Source organism: Rhodospirillales bacterium (assembly GCA_016872535.1).
In the GTDB taxonomy this organism is placed as follows: Bacteria; Pseudomonadota; Alphaproteobacteria; order Rhodospirillales; family 2-12-FULL-67-15; genus 2-12-FULL-67-15.
This window is the reverse complement of record VGZQ01000013.1, coordinates 1-18,860: the sequence shown is the minus strand read 5'-3', so window position 1 is coordinate 18,860 and position 18,860 is coordinate 1. Positions and strand designations below refer to the sequence as shown.

Below are 18,860 nucleotides of genomic sequence, written 5' to 3'. Positions count from 1 at the left end.
TTTCGCCCTCACCCGCCTCGCTTCGCTCGGCACCCTCTCCCGCGCTTGCGGGAGAGGGAGGGGCCCGCCGAAGCTCCGCCGAAGGCGGGAGGGTGAGGGAGGTTATTCATACCCATGCGCGCGGACGATGGCGCGCGCCGTCTCGGCCTTGAGAAAGTCGGCGAATGCCCGCGCCGCCGGGTTGTCTTTCGCCCGCGCCAGGATAATCGCGTCCTGGCGGATGGGCGCGTGCATGTCCCGGGGCACGATCCAGGCCGAACCGGAGAGGATCCTGCCGTCCCGGATCACCTGCGACAAGGCGACAAAGCCGAGTTCGGCGTTGCCGGTGGCGACAAATTGATGGGTCTGCGCGATGTTTTCGCCCTGGACGAACTTGGGCCGGAGATCGGACTCGAGGTCGAGCTTCGCCAACACCTCGATCGCGGCGGCGCCGTAGGGCGCAAGCTTCGGCGCGGCGATGGCCAGGCGGGCAAACGTTCCCGTTCGCAGAATCGCGCCCTCGGGATCGACGTAACCCTCTTTCGCCGACCACAAGACGAGCCGGCCGACGGCGTAGGTGAAACGGCCGCCGGCAAGCGCACGACCTTCGCGCTCCAGCCGCGCGGGCGTTTCCGCGTCGGCGGCGAGCAGAAGATCGAACGGAGCGCCGTTCCTGATCTGGGCATAGAGCTTGCCGGTGGCGCCGGGAACGAGCGCCGCGGTGTGGCCGGTGGCGCGCGTAAAAGCGGCTGCGATCGCCTTCATGGGCGAAGCGAAATTGGCCGCGACGGCCACCCGGACCTCTCCGGCCGAAACGGGCATGCTCGGCCCCAAGGTCAACCAGGTTGCGAACAGGATCAAGACGCGCTTCGGCATGGCCGGAAAATCGTGCTATTGGGTTCGCGGCAAGGATCGAGCACCATACCCTAAGGCAGCATTGGATTCGATGGAACCGACCGGGTTGCATTCCGGCGAGCAGACCGCCTACCTCGCGGCTCCCGGCTTCGAGCGGGAGTTGGCCCACGAATTGGGCGGCGATGCCGAGGCATTCGGGCGGCTGTATCTCGCGCCGGGACCGCCGCGACCGGCGGCGTGGTGCGCCAATGTCTGGTACGATCCGATACGGCTCGCGGTCGTTTCCATCGCCGACGGCGCCAAGCGGCTGCGGGCGGTCCAGCGCAATTGGGCGCTGTACGCGTTTCGGCTTCACCGCCGCGCCGCCCTGATCCAGGAACGGTTGCCGCACGTGTCGGCGAAGCCGCTCCGCTTCCCGTCGTCGGCGCCCGCCGCGCCGCTCGGCTCGTGGACGCTGCTCGCGCCGGGCGAGATTCTGGCCGCGTCGAGGTGCGCGAGTCCTTTCCCCAACGGCGAGGTCGGCTTCGTCGAGGACAAGGAAGGCCCGCCCAACCGCGCGTACCTGAAGCTGTGGGAGGCGCTGACGCTCTTGGGGCGCCGGCCGGGGCCGGGGGACACGTGTCTCGATCTTGGCGCCTCGCCCGGCGGCTGGACCTGGGCGCTCGCCGGTCTTGGCGCCCGCGTCGTCGCCGTCGACAAGGCGCCGCTCGCGCCGCGGGTGGCGAAGCTCGCCAATGTCGAGGTTCGCCGCGATAGCGCCTTCGCGCTCGATCCCGCCGCTATCGGGCCGGTCGCTTGGCTCTTCTCGGACGTGGTCTGCTATCCCGACCGGCTCTTTCGACTGGTCGAAAAATGGCTTGCCTCGGGCCTGGCGCGCAACATGGTCTGCACCGTCAAGTTTCAGGGCGCGACCGATTTCGCCGCGCAAGCCCGCTTCGCCGCGCTGCCCGGCGGGCGCTTGCTCCACCTGCACCACAACAAGCACGAATTGACGTGGCTGTGGCCGCCATAAAAAAACCCTCTCCCGCGCGGGCGGGAGAGGGTCTTCGCGTAGAGAGCCGGTTCAGTTCAGCTTCGCGGCCTGGATGTCTCCCTTGACGCCGATCCCGAGCGAGAACGGGAACGAGACGTGGTGGAACCGGGCGCCGACGTTGTCGTCGTGGATGGCGAAGCTGACCGTATAAGTGCCGCCGACCTTGAGGATCTTGTCGTCGGCCGTGTTGCCGGTGTTCAGCTTGCGCCGCCAGACCAGGGTGTACGTGCTGTCCTTCCAGGTGCCCTTGGTCGCGTCATTGTCGGCGGCCGAGCCCTTGGCGTCGGCGCGGCTGATCAAGCGCCCGGGCAGGATGTCGCCTTCCTTCCAGCCGGCGTTCGCGTCGTAGGGCGCGGTGTTGGCCTCGCGCAGCAGTGCCGCCGGTTTGGCCGGATTGCCGATGTCCTCGGGCCTTAGCGCCTTGGTCCCGACCTTGGCCGGATCGAACATGAACTTGGGCGTCATGGTCTTGCGGTCGACGTTCCAGGTGAAGGGGCCGGTACCGGCGTCGCCGAGGCGGTAGTCGAGCACGTAGCCGTCGTCGGCCATGCCGGCGATGTTGCTGCGGTGCGCGCGCCATTGCATCAGGTCGAGGAAGCCGCCGTCCGCCTTGATCTTGGCGATCTCCTCCTTGGTCTTGGTCTTGTCCCAGCTCTTGCCGTCGGTGCGCGAGGCGGGCAGGAACTTGAGCACCTCGTCCCGGTTGAGGCCGCCCTTGCCGAGATAGGGGTGCTTCTCGACGTCTTCCTTCTTCGCTTCGCCCGGCATGGTGTCCATGCCGTTGTGGCAGGTGAGCCAGCAGCCCTGACGGGCGAACAGCGGCACCTTGCCGTCGTCGAGCATGATCGAGAAGCGGTCCTCGAACAGCGGCGGCTCCTTGCCGGCGCGCACCGTGTCCTTGTCGCGATCGCCGCCCCAGAATTTCCATTCCTTGCCGTCGAAGCGGATGTAATCGTGCATCCGGCCTTCGCGCGCCATGTTGGTCTTCCATTGGAAGCGGAAATAGAGGTGGTCCGCGTCATGGGCGGCCTGGACGGCGAGGTCGAGGACGCCGTTCTTGCCGGCGATCGGCTCGGGTTCCAGCGGCCCGCCCTTGACCAGCTTGTTGCCCATGGCCGCTTCGTCGTCCTCGTGGCAGGAGAGGGCGCAGGCCTTGCCTTGTTTGACGGCGTTGTCGCCTTTCTTGTGCTCGGGCGAAAGCAACCAATCGTAGCCGCCCTGGCCGGGATAGAAGAGCTTGACCGTCTTGACCGGAACCTTGGACCAATCCAGGGTCGCGGGATCGGCGGCCAAGCCGAAACTGGGCATCAACAGAATGGCGGCAAAGGCGGATATAGAAGCGCGCGGCGTCATGGCTTCCTCCTGATAACGGTTAAGAGGGGATCTCGGCCGGCGAGACTATCGAGGCCTCAACATGACGCCGGCCGCTCAGGCTTTCCGACTTGCACCATTACCCCGAATGGGTGGGAATTTCCTTGACCGGAATCAAAGGCTTTCCGGACAAATTACCACTTGTGCGTGCGGGCGCGGGCCGTTTAGGTTCTTTTGCCCATCGTCGGGGCGAAACCGGCGGGGCGCATTTCAAGTCCAGGGAAGGCAAAGGAGTTTTCAATGCCGGTCGGTACCGTAAAGTGGTTTAACAAAACCAAGGGATACGGATTCATCGTTCCCGATGGCGGGGACAAGGACGTGTTCGTTCACATCACCGAGGTGGAAAAGGCGGGGATGCAGGGCTTGAACGAGGGTCAGCGGATCTCCTTCGGGGTTACGGACGCCCCGCGCGGCCTCAAGGCCGTGGACATTCGGGCCTCGGAATAGGTCCGCAACGGGACTGGAATGGCCGGGCCGGGCGGATCGCCCGGCCCGGTTTTTGTTTGTTCCCCGGCGCGCGCTCCGGCAAACTGAGGGCTCTGAGGATCGCTCCCGTGTTGCCTTTCCGTTCCGTCGTTTTCGTCGTCATTACTTTGCTTGCGGCGGCCGCGCCATCCCTGCCCGGGGCGACGGCCGAGGGTCCCGCGCGATCGCCCGTTTCCGCAAACGCTCCCGCCGGGTGGGAACGCACCCTCGACGCCGCCTCCCGCTACGTGCGCGGTCGCACGCACATCGAGGCGCTGGCGCGAAATTACCGCGACGCCCTCAAGCGCGTTCAGGAAGAAGCGGGAGCGGCGAAGACCGCGGCCGAGCGCGAAAGCAAGGCGGCCCAGGATCTGCTCGACGCGCTCGGCCCGGCGCAGGCGCGCGAAGGCGCCGAAGTCGCCGCCAAGCGCCGCCAATACACCCGCGACGTCGCCCAGGCCGGGGAACGCCTGGCGCTTGCCGACCTGGCGTTGCGCCGCGCCCGCGAACTGGAAGCCGAGATCGGGGCGCTCGCGCGCGCGAGCATGGTCGAACGCCTGCTCAGCCCGCTGCCGACGCCGTTCGCGCCGGCGGTTGTCGCCAAGGCGGTGCCGGAAGCGGTCACGTTCGCGGCGACCATCCTCCAATCTCCGGCCGAATGGTGGAACCGGTTCGCCGATGCCGACCGGGAGCAAACCCTGCTTTGGCGGGGCCTGTTCGTCGTCGTTCTCGCGTTCGGCGTGGCGGTGGCGGCCCGGCGCGCGCTGCTCGGCCGTTTCGGCCAGGTGGCCGTGACGGGCGAGCCCTCGATCGCGCGGCGCCTGCTCGCGGCGGCGGTGGAGGCGATCGCGCGCGGCTTGGTGCCGGCGGTGCTGCTGGGCGGAGCGCTCGCCTGGGTTTCGCGCGAGGATGCGTTGTTCGGCGGGGTCTTCGGCGCCGTGATCGTCGGCGGTTTGGTCGCCGCGCTGGTGGTGACGATCGTGCCCGCGCTGACGCGGGCGGTGCTCGCGCCGAGTATATCCGTGTGGCGAATCGTCGCGGCGTCCGACGAGCAGGGCCGCGGGCTCGCCCGCCGCGTCGAAATCCTCGCCGCCGTTTTCGCCGCCGATCTGTTCTTCCAGACCGTCGCCCGGTCGGTGCCGATATCGGCGGAGCTGACGTCGCTCTATGTCATCGGGGCCACGGCGGCGGAGGCGATACTGCTTACGGTCGTGGTGGCGCATCCGGTGCTGAAAGGCCGGGGCGGCGGATTGTGGCGGCTCGTGCGCCGGCTGCTGGGCGCGGTGGCGCTGGTTTCGGTCGGCGCCGCGGCCGTCGGCTACGGCTGGCTCGGGCGCTACCTGATCGAGGCCACCCTCTATTCGACCGCGATATTCACGGCCCTGTTCCTGCTGCGCGAACTGGTCGCCGAGGGGATCGACATCCTGCTCGGCTCCGAGATCGCGCGCACGCGCCTCAACGTCTCGTCCAGGACGCTGCAGCGGCTCAAGTTCTGGCTCGCCGCCGGCGTCGATCCGGGCCTCGCGTTGCTCGGCTTGTTCCTGGCGGCGCCGTTCTGGGGATTGCCGTACCGGGACATGATCGATTCGATCGTGGCCGCGGCCAAGGGATTCCGCGTCGGCAACATCACGTTCTCGCCGGTCGCCATCGTCACCGCGCTCGCGGTCTTCTTCCTCGGCATGGCGGTCACGCGCCTGATCCAGCGCAAGCTGATGGACGGCGTGCTGCCGGAAACGCGACTCGACGCCGGAGCGCAGCACTCGTTGACGGCGGGCATCGGGTACGTCGGTTTCATCGTCGCCGTCGCGCTCGCGGTCGCGGTCGCCGGCGTCGACCTGACCAACGTCGCGCTGGTCGCCGGCGCGCTGTCGGTCGGCATCGGCTTCGGCCTGCAGAACATCGTCAACAACTTCGTCTCCGGCCTGACCTTGCTGGTCGAGCGGCCGATCAGCGTCGGCGACTGGGTGGTGATCGGCGCACACGAGGGCCGGGTCAGACGCATCAGCTTCCGCTCGACCGAGATCGAAACCTGGCAACGCGCCTCGGTCATCATTCCCAATGCCGAAATCCTGTCGACGGCGGTGGTCAATTGGACCTTCAACGACCGGACCGGGCGGATCGAGATTCCGGTCGGCGTGGCCTACGGCTCGGACACGACCAAGGTTCGCGACGTGCTCCAAACCTGCGCGCGGGCGCATCCGCGCGTCCTTGCCGATCCGGCGCCGGTCGCGCTGTTCCGCGCCTTCGGCGAATCGAGCCTCAATTTCGAGCTTCGCTGCTTCACCGACAACGTCATGGAGCGGCTCGCCATCACCAGCGACTTGCTGTTCGCCATCGACCGTCGTTTCCGCGAGGAAGGAATCGAAATTCCCTTCCCGCACCAGGTCGTCTATCACATCGACAGGCCGCGGGAAAAGACCTGAGCCTTTCTTACTTCGCGAACGGGGCCATATGCCGGCGCATGAACGCGCTCGCGCGGTGAATCGCGTCGCGCGCGGCGAGGTCGTCGGCGAAGGTGCGGACGTGCCGCTCGCGAAAGTCGAAGCCGCGCCCGACGCCCGGGTAGAGGGCGACCGTCACGTCGCGGCCCTTGGCGCGCATCGCTTCGGCGGCCATCTCGATGTTCCGGCGGCGTTGATATTGCTCCTGGTCGCCGAGCAGAAAAAAGGCCGGGACGGCGAGGTTCTCGGCCTCGGGCGCGAAGCGGTAGACCTGCATCGGCTCGGGCGCGTTGGGGTCCTGCAGGTGGGGGTAGTAGCCGACGTAGCAGGCGATGGCGTTTTCCTGGCGTCGGTGGGTCACGGCCGCCTTGAGCGCGTAGTAGCCGCCGCGCGAAATCGCGTACACGCACGCGCGCGCGGCGGATATGTCCGGTCGCGCGAGCAGGACGTCGAGACCGGCGGCGGTGTCGGCCTCGAGCGCGTAATCGTGCTCGATCGGCATCGCCGGGATGAAGCGCAACTGAAAGAGATCGGGCGCGAGCACGACGAACCCTTGCGCGGCGAGCCGGCGCGCGTGAGCGCGGTTTACATCGTCAAGTCCGCGCCGGCCGTGGACGAACAGCACCGGCGGGTATTTGGCCTCGCCCTTGGGGCGCAGCAGCAGGGCGGCGACCTCTTCGTCTCCGCTCCTATAGGTCAGTTCCCGGCTCTCGACCGGATGCGCCGCCGGCGCGGGCAGGCGGCCCTCCGTCCACCAGGCGTCGTCCCACCACCAGGGCGCTTCGATTTGGCGCGCGGGCGAATCCCCGCGCGGGTCATAGGATGCGCCCCTATCGAGGCGCGTCTGCTGCGCGACGGCGGGAACCGCCGGCAGAAGCGCTAGAGCGGCGAAAACGCCAAGGGCGGCGGCGATCGAGCGATTGGGAAGGCGCATGTTTGGTTACCTGGTGAGGGGGTGGCCGCTTCGGTATATGCGGCGCTGGCCAGTTCGCGCAAGAACGCCCCTGGCCCGCGTGGACGCGAGCGTTTATGGTAGTCTCGTGAAACCCAAGGATTTGACAATAGTGACTCTTTTCCGGATCGGCGCGGCCTGGACGTTGGGTCTTCTGCTGGCGTTGCCGGCGGGCGCGGCCGACATCGTGTCCCATCGCGGCATCTACGACCTGAAGCTTTCGGCCGCTCGGCAGGGCGGCGCGTTCGTCGACGCGCGCGGCGGGCTCGACATGACCATCGAGAAGACCTGCGACGGCTGGCTCTTGACCCAGGACTTAGGCATGGAACTGGCGACCGCGCAGGGCGCGGAAGTGCGCCAGTTGATCCGCTATTCCGGTTGGGAATCCCTCGACGGCCGTCGCTACCGCTTTGTTTCGCGCACCCAAACCGGCGCCGATCAGAAGGAATCGCGCGGCCAGGCCCGCGTTGGGGACAGTGATCTGTCCGGCGAGGCGATTTTCCAGGCGCCCAAGCCGCAAACGGTCAAGTTGCCGCCGGGGACCCGCTTTCCCATCGCCCACGCGGCGTGGTTGATCGACCGCGCGCTGGCGGGCGAGCATCAGGCGCCGAGCGTGGTGTTCGACGGCACCGACGGCGAAGGACCGCAGAACGTGACGGCGTTCATCGGCCGCAAGGTCGGTGCGACCGAGCACGAGTACGGACGGGGCGCGATCGGCGCGCTCGCCCAACGCGATGGCTGGACCATGCGGCTCGCGTTTTTCGCCGAGGGCAGCCGGGACGCCTCGCCCGAATACGAGATGGAGATTTTCCAGCTGGCCAACGGCGTCGCGCCACGCATGGTGGTGGACTACCGCGATTTCTCGGTCGTGCTCGACATTCGCAAGATCGAACCGATCGCGGCGCCGAACTGCTCATGAGGAGGGCGCCGGCCGTGACTACGATCGCTTCGTCCGCCCGATCGATCGCCGTTTTCGGTTTTATCTTGCTTGGCTTCGGCCAAGCCGGCCCGGGACCGGCCGTCGCCAGCGAACCGGCGGGCGGCTTCGTCGGCCTCCAGGTGCAAGGCGTCAATTCGGCGACGATGGCGGCGCTCGGCCTCGATGCCGTCAAGGGAGTGCTGGTGCGCGACGTAGCGGCCGGGGGGCCCGCCGATCTCGCCGGCATTCGTCGCGGCGATCTCCTGCTCAAGCTCGCCGGGCAGGAAATCGACAGCACCGAGCAACTGCTCCAGGTCGTCAACAAGACGACCTCCGACCAGATCGTGCCCGTAAGCGTGTTCCGCGCCGGCAAGACGGTCGAGTTGCGGGTTAAACTCGGCCCGTGGCCCCAGGCGCGGAAGGTGGATCGCGACGCCACCGGCATTCTGCCCGAAGCGGGCCTGACCATGGTCGCGCTTACGCCCAAGATGCGCGACCGGTTTTCGGTGCGCTGGAGTTCGGTCGGCGTTCTGGTGACGCTGGTCGACGAAAGCAAGGTGGCGGGGATCGGGATCAAGCGCGGCGAGATCATCCATCAGATCAACCAGGAAGACATCTGGCTGCCCGATCAGGTCATTGCCCGCTACAAACAAGCCAAGACCGCCAAGCGGCCGAGCTTGCTCCTGTTGATCGAAGGCGCGGAGGGTTTCCGCTACATGACGTTGCCGGTGCGGTGAGGGTCACTTCGCGGCTTTTTGGATTTTATTGACCACCGGCTTCAAGGATTTGAGGTACGCGGCCATCGCCTTGCGGTCGTCGGCGGACAGGCGGCCGGTGCCGTAGCGGATCACCTCGCCCATCAGGCCGCCCGCCACGTCGCCGTCGGGCAGCGTCCCGGTTTCCAGAAAATAGACGAGATCGGTCGTTTTCCAATCGCCGATCCCGGTCTTGGGCTCCGGGGTGATGTTGGGCGCGGGCTTGCCCTCGGCGCCGTCGGCGGAACCCGCCATCCAGCGCGCGCGATCGAGCCCGCCCAGCCGGTCGCGCTGGGTGTGACATTCGGCGCAATGGCCGGCCGCCTCGACCAGGTAACGCCCTCGATTCCACTGGGCGTCGCGTGTGGGATCGGGGATCAGCGGGCCTTCCCGGAAATAGAGCAACTTCCAGACCCGCGCGCCGAGGCGCAGGTTGAACGGAAACGGCACCTGATGGGGTTTGTTCGGTTGCGCGACCGGGGACAGCGTGAAGATGTAGGCCTTGAGGTCGCGCAGGTCCCGGTCGGTCATGCCGGTGAAGGCGGGATAGGGGAAGACCGGAAAATAATGCTCGCCCTGGGGCGAGACGCCCTTGCGCATGGCGCGGATGAAATCGTCGTCGCTCCAGCGGCCGATCCCATGGACCGGATCGGGCGTGATGTTGGGGCCGTAAAACACGCCAAACGGCGTTTCCAACGCCCGGCCGCCCGCGAGCAGCGCGCCCTTGTTCTTAAGATCGGTATGGCAGGAGGTGCAGTTGCCTGCGGCAAACACGGTTTCGCCGCGGCGCGCGGGCGAATCCCCGCGCGCATCCAAAGATACGCCCCTATCGGGGCTCTGGGGATCGCCCGTCTGCGCGCCGGCGCCGCCGCCCGAAAGCACGAACGCCGCCGTCGCCAGCAGGGCGACGGCGGCGCGCGCGCGAGTCATGATCGTCCGGCGGCCTTAGCGCTTGACGCGATAGTCGTCGTGGCAGCCGCCGCAGGTCTTGCCGGTGGCGGTGATCTGGGTCTTGATCGCGTCGACGTTGCCGGCCTTGGCGAGTTCGGCGAGCTTGGCGGTCTCGGTCTTGAACGCGGTCAGCTTGGCCTTGAAGTCGTCCGGCTTGGCCCAGATTTCGGGCTTGGCGTCGGAATTGGGAATGTCCTTGGAGGCGGCCGGGAAGATGTCCTCGGCGATCACCGCGAGCGCGGCGAGATTGGCGGCCTTTTGCGCCATGGCCGGGCCCCACTGGGCCTCGCCCTTGGCGAAGGCGGTGAGCGGCCCCCATTGGAACGCGACCGCGCGCATCACGCCTTGGCGGTACTTGAGCAGGTTGGCGGGGGTGGCCTGGGCGTAGGCCATGCCGGCGCCGAAGGCGATCAGCGCCCCGGCGGCGATCGTGGTCTTGAGCAGGCGAGTCATTGGACGTGTCTCCTCTTGCGATGTTGAGTTTGACGCGACGAACAAGGCACTTCGATCCGAAATCAGGATTTCTTCTTGGCCCGCGCGGCGGCGATCGCCTGCTTAAGGGATTCCTCGTCGGTCGCACCGGGAATCAGCATGTCGCCGACGACGAAACTGGGCGTGCCGCGGATGCGCAGCGCTTCCGCCAGTTCCTGGGTCCGCTCGATATCTTTCAAGACCGACGGGTCCTGCATCTTTTGGCGGACGGCTTCGGGCTTGAGCCCGACCGCCTTGACTTCGTTCATCACGCTGTCCTCGTTGACGGCGCGCGCGGACAGGGCCATCAGCCGGTTGTGCAGGGCGACATATTTGTCGGGGGCGAGCTTGAAAGCGGCGATGGCGGCGCGCGCGGCGAACATGGATTCGGGCCCGAGGACCGGAAATTCCTTGTAGACGAAACGGATGTTGCCGTCGCTTTTCAGGACGTTCTGCACGGTGTCGTGCACGCGCTTGCAGTAACCGCAGCGGTAATCGAAAAACTCGACCAGGGTGACGTCGCCCTTGGCGTTGCCGCCGACCGGCGAAGCCGGATCGCGCTCGATCTCGTCGCGGCGTTTGGCGATGGCGTCGCCCACCCCCTTCGCTTCCTCCGCCTCTTCCTTGGTGCGCAGATTGTTGATCGCTTCGACCAGCACCTCGGGATTTTTGAGCAGGTATTGGCGGACGATGTCCTCGACCTGCTTCTTCTGTTCGGGCGAAAGCGTCTGCCCCCGGGCGACGGACGGGGCCGCGAGCAGCAGGGCGAGAGCCGACGCGGCGACGGCACGGAATATTCGGCTGGGCATGATGGGGGGTCCCGATGAGATACGCTCGGGCGTCACTATGGAGCAAGGGGTGCGGACTGCCAAGTTCCGCCCTGTCCGTCCGGTCTTCACGAATATGTGACCCGGTTCAACGGGACAAGCGGATGCCCGAAACGTGGGCGGCCGGGGCATTCCCGGGCGCCGGCGCCACGGCCAGACCTATAAAGACGACGCGCACGCGCAAGGGGTCGTCGCCGGGCCACAGATCGCGATAGATCCGTTGCAAATCCACCGTCTCGAACCACCACTTGCCGGCGTTCTCGCGCCCGCCGCGCGCGATGTAGAGCGGCGCGCGCGGCTCGGACGCTTCGGGTTTGAGCACGGTTCCGCGCCGCAGCGCGCTGTCGGCCCAAGCGATGGCGAAGGAACGGTCGTGAGGCGGCAGCGCGCCGCCGACGGGAGCGGAAGCGAAGCCCGCACCCTTCGCGCCGCCTTGGAATCCGACAACGAGGCGGACAGGGTGGAGACCGTCACCGTGGAAATCTACGTTCCACGACCAGCTCAGATCGGGCGTCATGAACGCCGGTGCGTCGATCCGCCGGGCGAGCAGAAAGCCGCGGTCGCCGGGAACCAGCCGCAACGCCGGAACGCCGTCGATCTCGACCACTCGCGCCTGGCCGGGGGTGACCTTGCCCTCGCTGACCCAATCGCCGGGTAGGCCGGCCGCGACCAGGTCCGGCGTGGGACCGAGAACGTCGAGCTTGCCTTCGATATCGATTCCGGCACGCGGGGCGGCGCAGCCGACAAGGACAAGCGACAAGACGGACACCGCGGCGCGCGCGGCCGGCGTCATTTGCGCTCCCGGGCGGATTCGAGGATGTCCTGGGCCTGAAGCCAGCCGGGCGAGCCGCGCGGCAGGAGTTGCTCGGCGCGGCCGGCGTGGTAACGGGCTTCGTTCTTGCGGTTGAGCAACATCGCTTCCTCGGCGAGCGCAAGCGAGCTTTCCGCCATTTCGCCCTTGCGGCCATGGGCGATGGCCAGCTGGCGCCAATAGAACGGTTGCGCGCGGTCTTCGCGCAGCGCCGCGTTCAGGTTCGCGATGGCCGGCTCCAGCAGGGCTGGGTCCTGAGATTCGATCTGCACACGGGCAAGGTCGGCCTTGAGCAGGCCCGAATCCGGCAGCAACCGCACGGCAGTCTGATAAGGACCGACCGCTTCCGCGACACGGCCGTTTTCGAACAGCATCTGGCCCTTGAGTTCGCTGAAATACGGATCGTCGGGATGTTCGCGGATCAGCTCGTCGATCAGCGGGAGCGCCTTGTCCAGTTGCGGCACGCGATAATAGGCAATGGCGCGGGCGTAACGGGCAATCGCGCTTTTGTCCCGTTCGGGATACTGGCGGAGCGTGTGGCCGAGCGGATTGAGAAAGGCATAAAGCTTGGCCTTCATGCGCTGATGCATGTTTTCGAACGTGACCGACAGCGGAACCGCCGAGTAGGGCGAAGCGGCGACGTGCTGAAGCATGACCTCGATGCGCTCGCGGCTCAAGGGGTGGGTGCGGAGATACGGGTCTTGTCGGTCGGGGGTGCGCGGGTCCTGCTTCTCGAGCACTCGCATGAATTCGAGCAAGCCTTGCGCCGACTGGCGGGTCTGATCCAGGAATTGGAGCGCGGCGGCGTCGGCCGCCGATTCCTGGGTCCGGGTGAAGGCGAGAAAGCCGCGCATCGCCGTGCTCGCGCCGCCCATCATGACCGCCGCCCCCGCGTCGCCGCGCCCGGTGGTGACCGCCGCCGCGCCGCCAAGGATCAAGGCGAGAATTTGCTGGGCCGAGGCCCTGCGCATCTCGTCTTCCATTTTGGAGAGGTGCCCGCCCGAGATGTGGCCGACTTCGTGGGCTATCACGCCGATCAGTTGCCCCGAATGCGCGCTTTGCAGAATCAGCCCGGTGTTGATGAACAGGCGCTGGCCGCCGGCGACGAAGGCGTTGAGGGCGCGGTCGTTGACGAGATGGATGCGAACGTCGTCCGGGTTAAGCCCGGCGGCCTGGAACAGTGGCGTCGCATAGGCGCGGATGATATTTTCGGTTTCGGCGTCCCGGATCAGGGACAGCTTGCCCGACTGGGCCAAGGCCGGCTGGACGGTACCGATAAATGCGAGAACGGCGGCGCCGGCGGCGAGAATCGGAACGGGAATGCGTATCGGCAAGGACGGTTCACCGGTGTTGGGACGCGAAAAAGGTAGTAAGCCGAGCCCCCGGCGTCAATTGACGGTGCCGGCTTTTACGTTGGCCTTTGCGGCGGTCGTCGTTTTGGGGGGGTGCGCCGGCAAGCCGGACGAATCCAAGCGCGGCACCGTCGGTTTTGTGCAGGGTTTTCTCGGCGGCGTGGTCGCCGACGAGCCGCGCGCGGCACTGACCGGCCGTGAAATCCTATCGGTCGGGGGCTCTGCCGCCGATGCGGCGGTGGCGACGTATTTCGCGCTTGCCGTCACGCTGCCCTCGACGGCGACGCTCGGCGGCGGCGGTATCTGCCTGGTGCACGACCCGGCCAAGAACAAAGATAAGGCGTCGATGCTCGATTTCGTCGCGCCCGCCTCCAAGGCGTCGGCGGGATCGGGCACGACGGCGGTGCCGATGAACACGCGCGGGTTCTTCATGCTTCATGCCCGACACGGTCGGTTGAAATGGGAGCAACTCGCGGCTCCGGCGGTGAACATGGCCCGCTTTGGCGTGCCGCTGCCGCGGGCGTTGGCGCGGGATATGGCGTCGGCGGGCAGTCCGCTCGCCCGGGACGGGGAGGCGCGGCGGATTTTCGGCCGCGCCGACGGCGCGGTCCTTCTCGGCGAGGGCGACCGGCTGATCCAAGTCGATCTTGCGGCGACGCTGGATCGCATCCGCACCCAAGGTCCCGGCGACCTGTATGCCGGCGCCGGCGCGCGCAGGCTGGCCGAAACCTATCGCGCCGCCGGGTATGCGCTCGACCGGGACGAGTTGCGGGATGCCGTCCCGACGTGGCGCGAGCCGGCGGCGTTCCCGATCGAAAGCCAGGGCCGGCGCGCGCTCGCTTATTTCACCGTCGCCCCGGCGCTGGCCGGTTCGGCCGCGGGACGGATTGTCGCCCAGCTCGCCGACAAGGATCGTTACGCCCGCGCCGGGGACGGCGAACGCGTGCCGTTGTTCCTCGACGCCGCCCGCCGCGCCTTGGCCGAATTTCCGGCGGCGGCGGGGCCGGCGCAAGGTTCGTCGGCGACCGCGTTTGTCGCCGCCGACCGCGATGGCCAGGTGGTTGCCTGCGCGGTGACGCCGCACCGGCCGTTCGGCGTGGGCCGCGTCGCGCCCGGCACCGGCATTCTGATCGCGGCGCCTCCGTCGCCCGGCGGGGATGGGCTCGCCGCGACCATCGTCAACGACCGGCGCGGCGACGGCGTGCTGTTTGCCGCCGCGGCGGGCGGCGCCTCGTCGGCGACCGCGATCGCGCAAGTCGCGGCGCACACCATGTTCGCGGGCCGTCTGCTCGAGGACGCGCTCGCCGAGGCGCGGCTGTACCCGACGGGGACGGCCGGCATCGCCGGTCACGATGGGGTGGTCAACGCGCTTGCCTGTCCGGGCGGCCTGCGCGACGATCCGGGGTCGTGCTCGCTTCGGCCCGACCCGCGCGGTCTTGGCCTCGCGGCGACGGCGAACTGACCGATGACGCTCAAAAGTTCGCGCCGCGGCGGGGTACCCCCCTTTATCGTCATGGACGTGATGCGCGAGGCCAACGCCCGCGCGGCGGCGGGCGAATCGGTCCTGCACCTGGAGGTCGGCCAGCCGTCGACGCCGGCGCCGAAAGGCGTGGTGGAGGCCGCCCGCCGCGCGCTGGCGGAGAATCGTCTCGGCTACACCGAAGCGTTCGGCCTGCCGGAATTGCGCGAGCGCATCGTCCGGCATTACCGGAACGCCTACGGGGTCGAGGTGCCCACGACGCGCGTCGTCGTCACCACCGGCTCGTCGAGCGGGTTCGTGCTCGCCTTTCTCGCCGCCTTCGACGTGGGCGACCGGGTGGCTCTGGCGGTGCCGGGCTATCCGGCCTACCGCAATATTCTCGCGGCGCTCGGGATCGAGCCGGTGCTGGTCGAAACCGGCCCCGGGGACCGCTTTCAGCCGACGCCCGAGGTCCTGGATCGCCTCGCCGGCCGGCTCGACGGCCTGATCGTGGCGAGCCCGGCCAACCCGACCGGCAGCATGATCCCGCGCGGCGACCTGGAGCGGCTGGCGGCGCATTGCCGGGTGCGCGGCATCCGGCTGGTGTCGGACGAGATTTATCACGGCATCGTCTTCGGCCCGGCGGCCGAAACGGCGCTCGCGTTCGACCCCGAAGCCATCGTCATCAACAGTTTTTCGAAATACTATTCGATGACCGGCTGGCGGCTCGGCTGGATGGTGGTGCCGGAATCGCTCGCGCGCGCGGTCGAATGCCTGACGCAGAATCTCTACATCTCGCCGCCGACACTGTCGCAAATCGCGGGCATCGCCGCGTTCGACTGCGCGGTCGAACTCGACGCCAACGTCGCGCGCTACGCCGAAAACCGCCGGTTGCTGCTGGCCGAACTGCCCAAGGCCGGGTTCGACAAATTCGCGCCCGCCGACGGCGCGTTCTATCTCTACGCCGACGTCGGCGATCTCACCAACGACAGCGCCGAATTCTGCCGGCGGATGTTGGCGGAAACCGGCGTCGCCGCGACGCCGGGACTCGATTTCGATCCGGGGCGGGGCAATCGCTTTGTGCGTTTTTCGATCGCGGGCGCGACCGCGGATATGGCCGAAGCGGCGCGGCGCCTCGTCGCTTGGCGTCGGTAATCGTCCGGAAAACCCCATCGTTCAATGGACGACTTTCGTGGTGGCGTCGGATCGCCCGGGATGCTAGGATTTTGTCATGGGGGAAGTTCCGCGAACCGTTGTCGAATTGCCCGAGTTCGTCACCTTCGCGAAACACCACCTGACAGAGGACGAGCGAACGGCGCTCGTCGTTCACCTCGCGCTCAACCCTTCGGACGGCATTCTTCTCCGGGGAAGCGGCGGCCTGCGAAAGCTTCGGTGGGCCGCCAAGGGCAAAGGCAAGAGCGGCGGGGTGCGGGTGGTCCACTATTTCGGCGGTGAAGATTTGCCGGTGTTCCTAATCAACGGCTTCGCCAAGAGCGAGATGGAAAACATAGGCGCGGCGGCCCGCAACATGTACCGCAAACTGCTACCGTTGCTGGTTCGGGCATATAGGGAACGAAAGTAATGAAGCGGAAAAAGCTCAATAAAACTGAATCCAGTATTCTCCGGGGTATGAAGCAGGCCCTGGCCTACGCCCGAGGCGACAAGCGGGGAAGCGTCACGCACATCATCAAAGTTCCTCAGGTTGATGTTCGTGCGGCACGCCGGAAACTCGGCATGACCCAAAAGGATTTTGCCCTGAGCTTCGGCGTTAGCCTGGATACCCTGCGTAATTGGGAGCAGGGCCGCCGCCGTCCCGAAGGCTCGGCTCGGGTGCTGCTCGCCGTGATCGAGCGTGATCCCACGGCCGTGCTCAAGGCGGTGCGTGACGCGGCATGAGGATGACGGCGCCTTCATCCCCGCTGTGCGGATTTTTCCTCTTTGTGAGGGTGAGGAGCAATCGCGGCATATGACACATGAATTTATCGAAAAACTCGCCGATCCCATCCAGATCAAGCAAGTGATGGCGAATGCTCTCCGAAAGGGCGACGCCGAAGCTTACAATCGTGCGTTCCGACGGTTTTGTTCCGTGACGGGCGCGACCCACGACGATCCTGACGATTCTTTGGTTCGAGCCTTTTGGGAAACTCTCGCGGCCTACGAGATGCTCTTGGCCGAAAAGCATGGACGGACTCAACCGGCCGGCTATACGCGCCGGAAAGTCAAGGAACAAGGAGTTCTGAGGTGCTTAGTGGATTGGGCGAATGCGACCGGACCCACCGTGGGGTTCAATTTGCTGGTCGAAAAAGGAATGTGGGAACTTACCGGCGAAGCCCTTGTACTCCGATACGCGGATCGATTTGACGGCAATACAGTCTCCAACGCGCGAAAGCGCCTCGAAAAGGCCGGCGTCCGAGCCTGAGCCGAACAGGAATAACCAAGGCCTTTCCCACCAAATCCGAACGCCTCGAAGACATAGCTGAAGCGGCGCGCCACCTCGTCGGCTGGCGGGAATAGATTCCGGCCGCCGCGCGGCTTATCAGCCGCGACGCCACCAGCCGAGCTTGGCTGGCGCGCCCTCGGTCTTGCCGACCTCGACAATCTCGGTCTTGCTCGCGCGCAGACGGCGTTCCCGCTCCTCGGGCGTTTCCTCGGGCGTCGCCGGGGCGGGCGCTTCGGCCCTGGGTTCCGGCGCGGGCGGTTCCGAAACGAACGGTTCCGGCGCCCGTGTTGTCTGTGCGGTCGGTTCGTCATGCGAACGCATGTCCACCGGCGCGACGTGCGAAGGCGTGACGCGCGGCGGCGGAGTTTCGGCTTCCTCGCGCTCGGTGTCCGGCTCGTAGCGTCCGAAGCGCGGCCCGTCGAGGAACGCGATTCCGGCTTCCGCCGGCGTGGTCACGCGGAATTCGCGGCGCGGGCCGCCCTCCTGGAACCGTTCGGGCCGGGGCCGTTCCGGCTTGGTCTCGGGCTGGCCTTCGGCTTGGCGCGGTTCGGCCGGACCGGCGAAATCGGCGGTCTCGCCGTGGCGATGGCGATTGCGTCCGCCGCGCCGTCCGCGCCGGCGCCGGCGCCGCCGGCCCTCGTGCGGCTGGCCGTCGGGGCCGGTCTCGAAACCGCCCCGGCTCTCGGCTTCGTCCGGTTGCCGCTCGGCGCCCGGTTCGGATTCCGAGGCTTGGAGTTGCGCCGGTTGTTCTTCGCCCGGGCCGACCGGGGCATCGGGCTGCGGCGCGCCTAGGGGATAGGTAGCGTCTTCGGCTATCTGCTCCGGCGCGTGCACGCGATCCTCATACGCGCGCGGGGATTCTTCGGTTCGCCCGCCTGTCGGTGGGACCGCGCGGTCCTGGCCGCGTCCTCGGCGTCCGCGCCGGCGGCGCCGGCGGCGGCCGTCGCCGCCCGAACGAGCGGCGTCGTCGGCGACGGGCGTCTCGATCTCGGCGACAGCCTCGCCCTCGGCCGGCGCGATCTCCTCTTCGACCGGAATGTCGTCGCCCTCCTCGGGCTCCGGCATCGGCGCGCTGACCGGCGCCACGATCACCGGCGGGCCGCTCCGCGCCTTGGTGCGGTCGATGCGGTGGGCGGGCGGCACCAGAGTGTCGTCGGCGGCGAGCATGACGCGGAACGCGAAGCGCCGCTCCAGCTCGCTCAACGCCGCGCGCTTGTGGTTGAGGATGAACAGCACGATCGGCGTCGCGGCGTGGACGACGATCTCCTCGGCGCGGCCGCGCGCGCCTTCGTCCTCGATCGCGCGCAGGATCGCCAACGCCGACGTGTCGGTCGCGCGCCTGACGCCGGTGCCGCCGCAATAGGGGCAGGGCACCGAGCTGGTCTCGATCAGGCTCGGGCGCAGCCGTTGGCGCGACATTTCGAGCAGGCCGAAGTGGCTGATGCGCCCGATTTGGATGCGCGCGCGGTCATGGCGCATCGCTTCCTTGAGGCGGCGCTCGACCTGGTTCTGATTGCGGCTGCTTTCCATGTCGATGAAGTCGATGACGATCAGGCCGGCCAGGTCGCGCAGCCGCAACTGGCGCGCGATTTCGTCGGCCGCCTCCAGGTTGGTGCGGAACGCGGTTTCCTCGATGTGGCGTTCGCGGGTGGCGCGCCCCGAGTTGACGTCGATCGACACCAGCGCCTCGGTCTGGTTGATGACGATGTAGCCGCCCGAGCGAAGTTGAACCTGCGGGCTGTGGATGGTGGCGAGCTGATCCTCGATTTGGTAGCGCCG

The 18,860-nt window shown here is 67.5% G+C and carries 19 protein-coding genes; 10 read left to right on the top strand and 9 right to left on the bottom strand.

What is annotated here, in order from left to right; all coding sequences use genetic code 11:
• Positions 1–102 precede the first annotated feature (102 nt).
• A complete protein-coding gene (gene modA / locus FJ311_04145) occupies positions 103–801 on the bottom strand; it encodes a molybdate ABC transporter substrate-binding protein (protein MBM3950627.1) in 699 nt (232 codons plus the stop codon).
• Positions 802–925: 124 nt separating this feature from the next.
• On the opposite strand from modA, the gene FJ311_04140 reads away from it, so the two are divergent.
• The gene (locus tag FJ311_04140; protein ID MBM3950626.1) at positions 926–1,846 is read left to right on the top strand and encodes a hypothetical protein; all 921 of its coding nucleotides are present in this window, start codon (positions 926–928) and stop codon (positions 1,844–1,846) included.
• 51 nt (positions 1,847–1,897) lie between these two features.
• Here the strand turns inward: FJ311_04140 and FJ311_04135 are convergent, their stop codons facing one another.
• The gene (locus FJ311_04135; protein MBM3950625.1) at positions 1,898–3,220 is read right to left on the bottom strand and encodes a hypothetical protein; all 1,323 of its coding nucleotides are present in this window, start codon (positions 3,218–3,220) and stop codon (positions 1,898–1,900) included.
• Between the two features lie 258 nt (positions 3,221–3,478).
• Between FJ311_04135 and FJ311_04130 the strand changes: the two genes are divergently transcribed.
• On the top strand, positions 3,479–3,685 hold the full coding sequence (locus FJ311_04130) for a cold-shock protein (protein ID MBM3950624.1): 207 nt from the start codon (positions 3,479–3,481) through the stop codon (positions 3,683–3,685).
• A 107-nt stretch (positions 3,686–3,792) separates the two neighbouring features.
• Positions 3,793–6,126, top strand: coding sequence for a mechanosensitive ion channel family protein (locus FJ311_04125; GenBank protein ID MBM3950623.1), 2,334 nt, complete (start codon positions 3,793–3,795; stop codon positions 6,124–6,126).
• Positions 6,127–6,133: 7 nt separating this feature from the next.
• Here FJ311_04125 and FJ311_04120 read toward each other — a convergent pair whose 3' ends face one another.
• Positions 6,134–7,078: a dienelactone hydrolase gene (locus tag FJ311_04120; protein ID MBM3950622.1), complete on the bottom strand. Its 945-nt coding sequence runs from the start codon at positions 7,076–7,078 to the stop codon at positions 6,134–6,136.
• Between FJ311_04120 and FJ311_04115 the strand changes: the two genes are divergently transcribed.
• Positions 7,077–8,015 carry a DUF1849 family protein gene (locus tag FJ311_04115; GenBank protein MBM3950621.1) on the top strand — a complete coding sequence of 313 codons (939 nt, stop codon included), beginning with the start codon at positions 7,077–7,079 and terminating at the stop codon, positions 8,013–8,015. The two genes, FJ311_04120 and FJ311_04115, sit on opposite strands and share 2 nt — an antisense overlap.
• Positions 8,012–8,752 (top strand): PDZ domain-containing protein, encoded by a 741-nt coding sequence (locus FJ311_04110; protein ID MBM3950620.1) that lies wholly within the window; start codon positions 8,012–8,014, stop codon positions 8,750–8,752. The genes FJ311_04115 and FJ311_04110 overlap by 4 nt, the downstream gene beginning before the upstream one ends.
• 3 nt (positions 8,753–8,755) lie before the next feature.
• Here FJ311_04110 and FJ311_04105 read toward each other — a convergent pair whose 3' ends face one another.
• From FJ311_04105 to FJ311_04085, 5 genes are all read right to left on the bottom strand, one after another.
• On the bottom strand, positions 8,756–9,700 hold the full coding sequence (locus tag FJ311_04105; GenBank protein MBM3950619.1) for a c-type cytochrome: 945 nt from the start codon (positions 9,698–9,700) through the stop codon (positions 8,756–8,758).
• 15 nt (positions 9,701–9,715) lie between these two features.
• A complete protein-coding gene (locus tag FJ311_04100) occupies positions 9,716–10,174 on the bottom strand; it encodes a cytochrome c (protein ID MBM3950618.1) in 459 nt (152 codons plus the stop codon).
• Between the two features lie 62 nt (positions 10,175–10,236).
• Positions 10,237–11,151 carry a DsbA family protein gene (locus FJ311_04095; protein MBM3950617.1) on the bottom strand — a complete coding sequence of 305 codons (915 nt, stop codon included), beginning with the start codon at positions 11,149–11,151 and terminating at the stop codon, positions 10,237–10,239.
• Positions 11,108–11,812, bottom strand: coding sequence for a DUF3047 domain-containing protein (locus FJ311_04090; GenBank protein ID MBM3950616.1), 705 nt, complete (start codon positions 11,810–11,812; stop codon positions 11,108–11,110). Before FJ311_04090 ends, FJ311_04095 begins: the two co-directional genes overlap by 44 nt.
• Positions 11,809–13,140, bottom strand: coding sequence for a tetratricopeptide repeat protein (locus FJ311_04085; protein MBM3950615.1), 1,332 nt, complete (start codon positions 13,138–13,140; stop codon positions 11,809–11,811). The genes FJ311_04090 and FJ311_04085 overlap by 4 nt, the downstream gene beginning before the upstream one ends.
• 10 nt (positions 13,141–13,150) lie before the next feature.
• On the opposite strand from FJ311_04085, the gene FJ311_04080 reads away from it, so the two are divergent.
• From FJ311_04080 to FJ311_04060, 5 genes are all read left to right on the top strand, one after another.
• Complete coding sequence (locus FJ311_04080) at positions 13,151–14,644, top strand: hypothetical protein (GenBank protein MBM3950614.1); 1,494 nt, start codon at positions 13,151–13,153, stop codon at positions 14,642–14,644.
• A gap of 3 nt (positions 14,645–14,647) precedes the next feature.
• Positions 14,648–15,796 (top strand): aminotransferase class I/II-fold pyridoxal phosphate-dependent enzyme, encoded by a 1,149-nt coding sequence (locus tag FJ311_04075; GenBank protein MBM3950613.1) that lies wholly within the window; start codon positions 14,648–14,650, stop codon positions 15,794–15,796.
• Positions 15,797–15,872: 76 nt separating this feature from the next.
• On the top strand, positions 15,873–16,223 hold the full coding sequence (locus tag FJ311_04070; protein ID MBM3950612.1) for an addiction module toxin RelE: 351 nt from the start codon (positions 15,873–15,875) through the stop codon (positions 16,221–16,223).
• A complete protein-coding gene (locus FJ311_04065) occupies positions 16,223–16,537 on the top strand; it encodes a helix-turn-helix domain-containing protein (GenBank protein MBM3950611.1) in 315 nt (104 codons plus the stop codon). Before FJ311_04070 ends, FJ311_04065 begins: the two co-directional genes overlap by 1 nt.
• Entirely contained in the window at positions 16,524–17,060 is a 537-nt protein-coding gene (locus FJ311_04060) for a hypothetical protein (GenBank protein MBM3950610.1), read from the top strand. The genes FJ311_04065 and FJ311_04060 overlap by 14 nt, the downstream gene beginning before the upstream one ends.
• A gap of 117 nt (positions 17,061–17,177) precedes the next feature.
• On the opposite strand, the gene FJ311_04055 is transcribed toward FJ311_04060, so the two are convergent.
• Positions 17,178–18,860 (bottom strand): ribonuclease E/G (locus FJ311_04055; GenBank protein MBM3950609.1); only part of this gene is annotated, 1,683 nt, incomplete at its 5' end.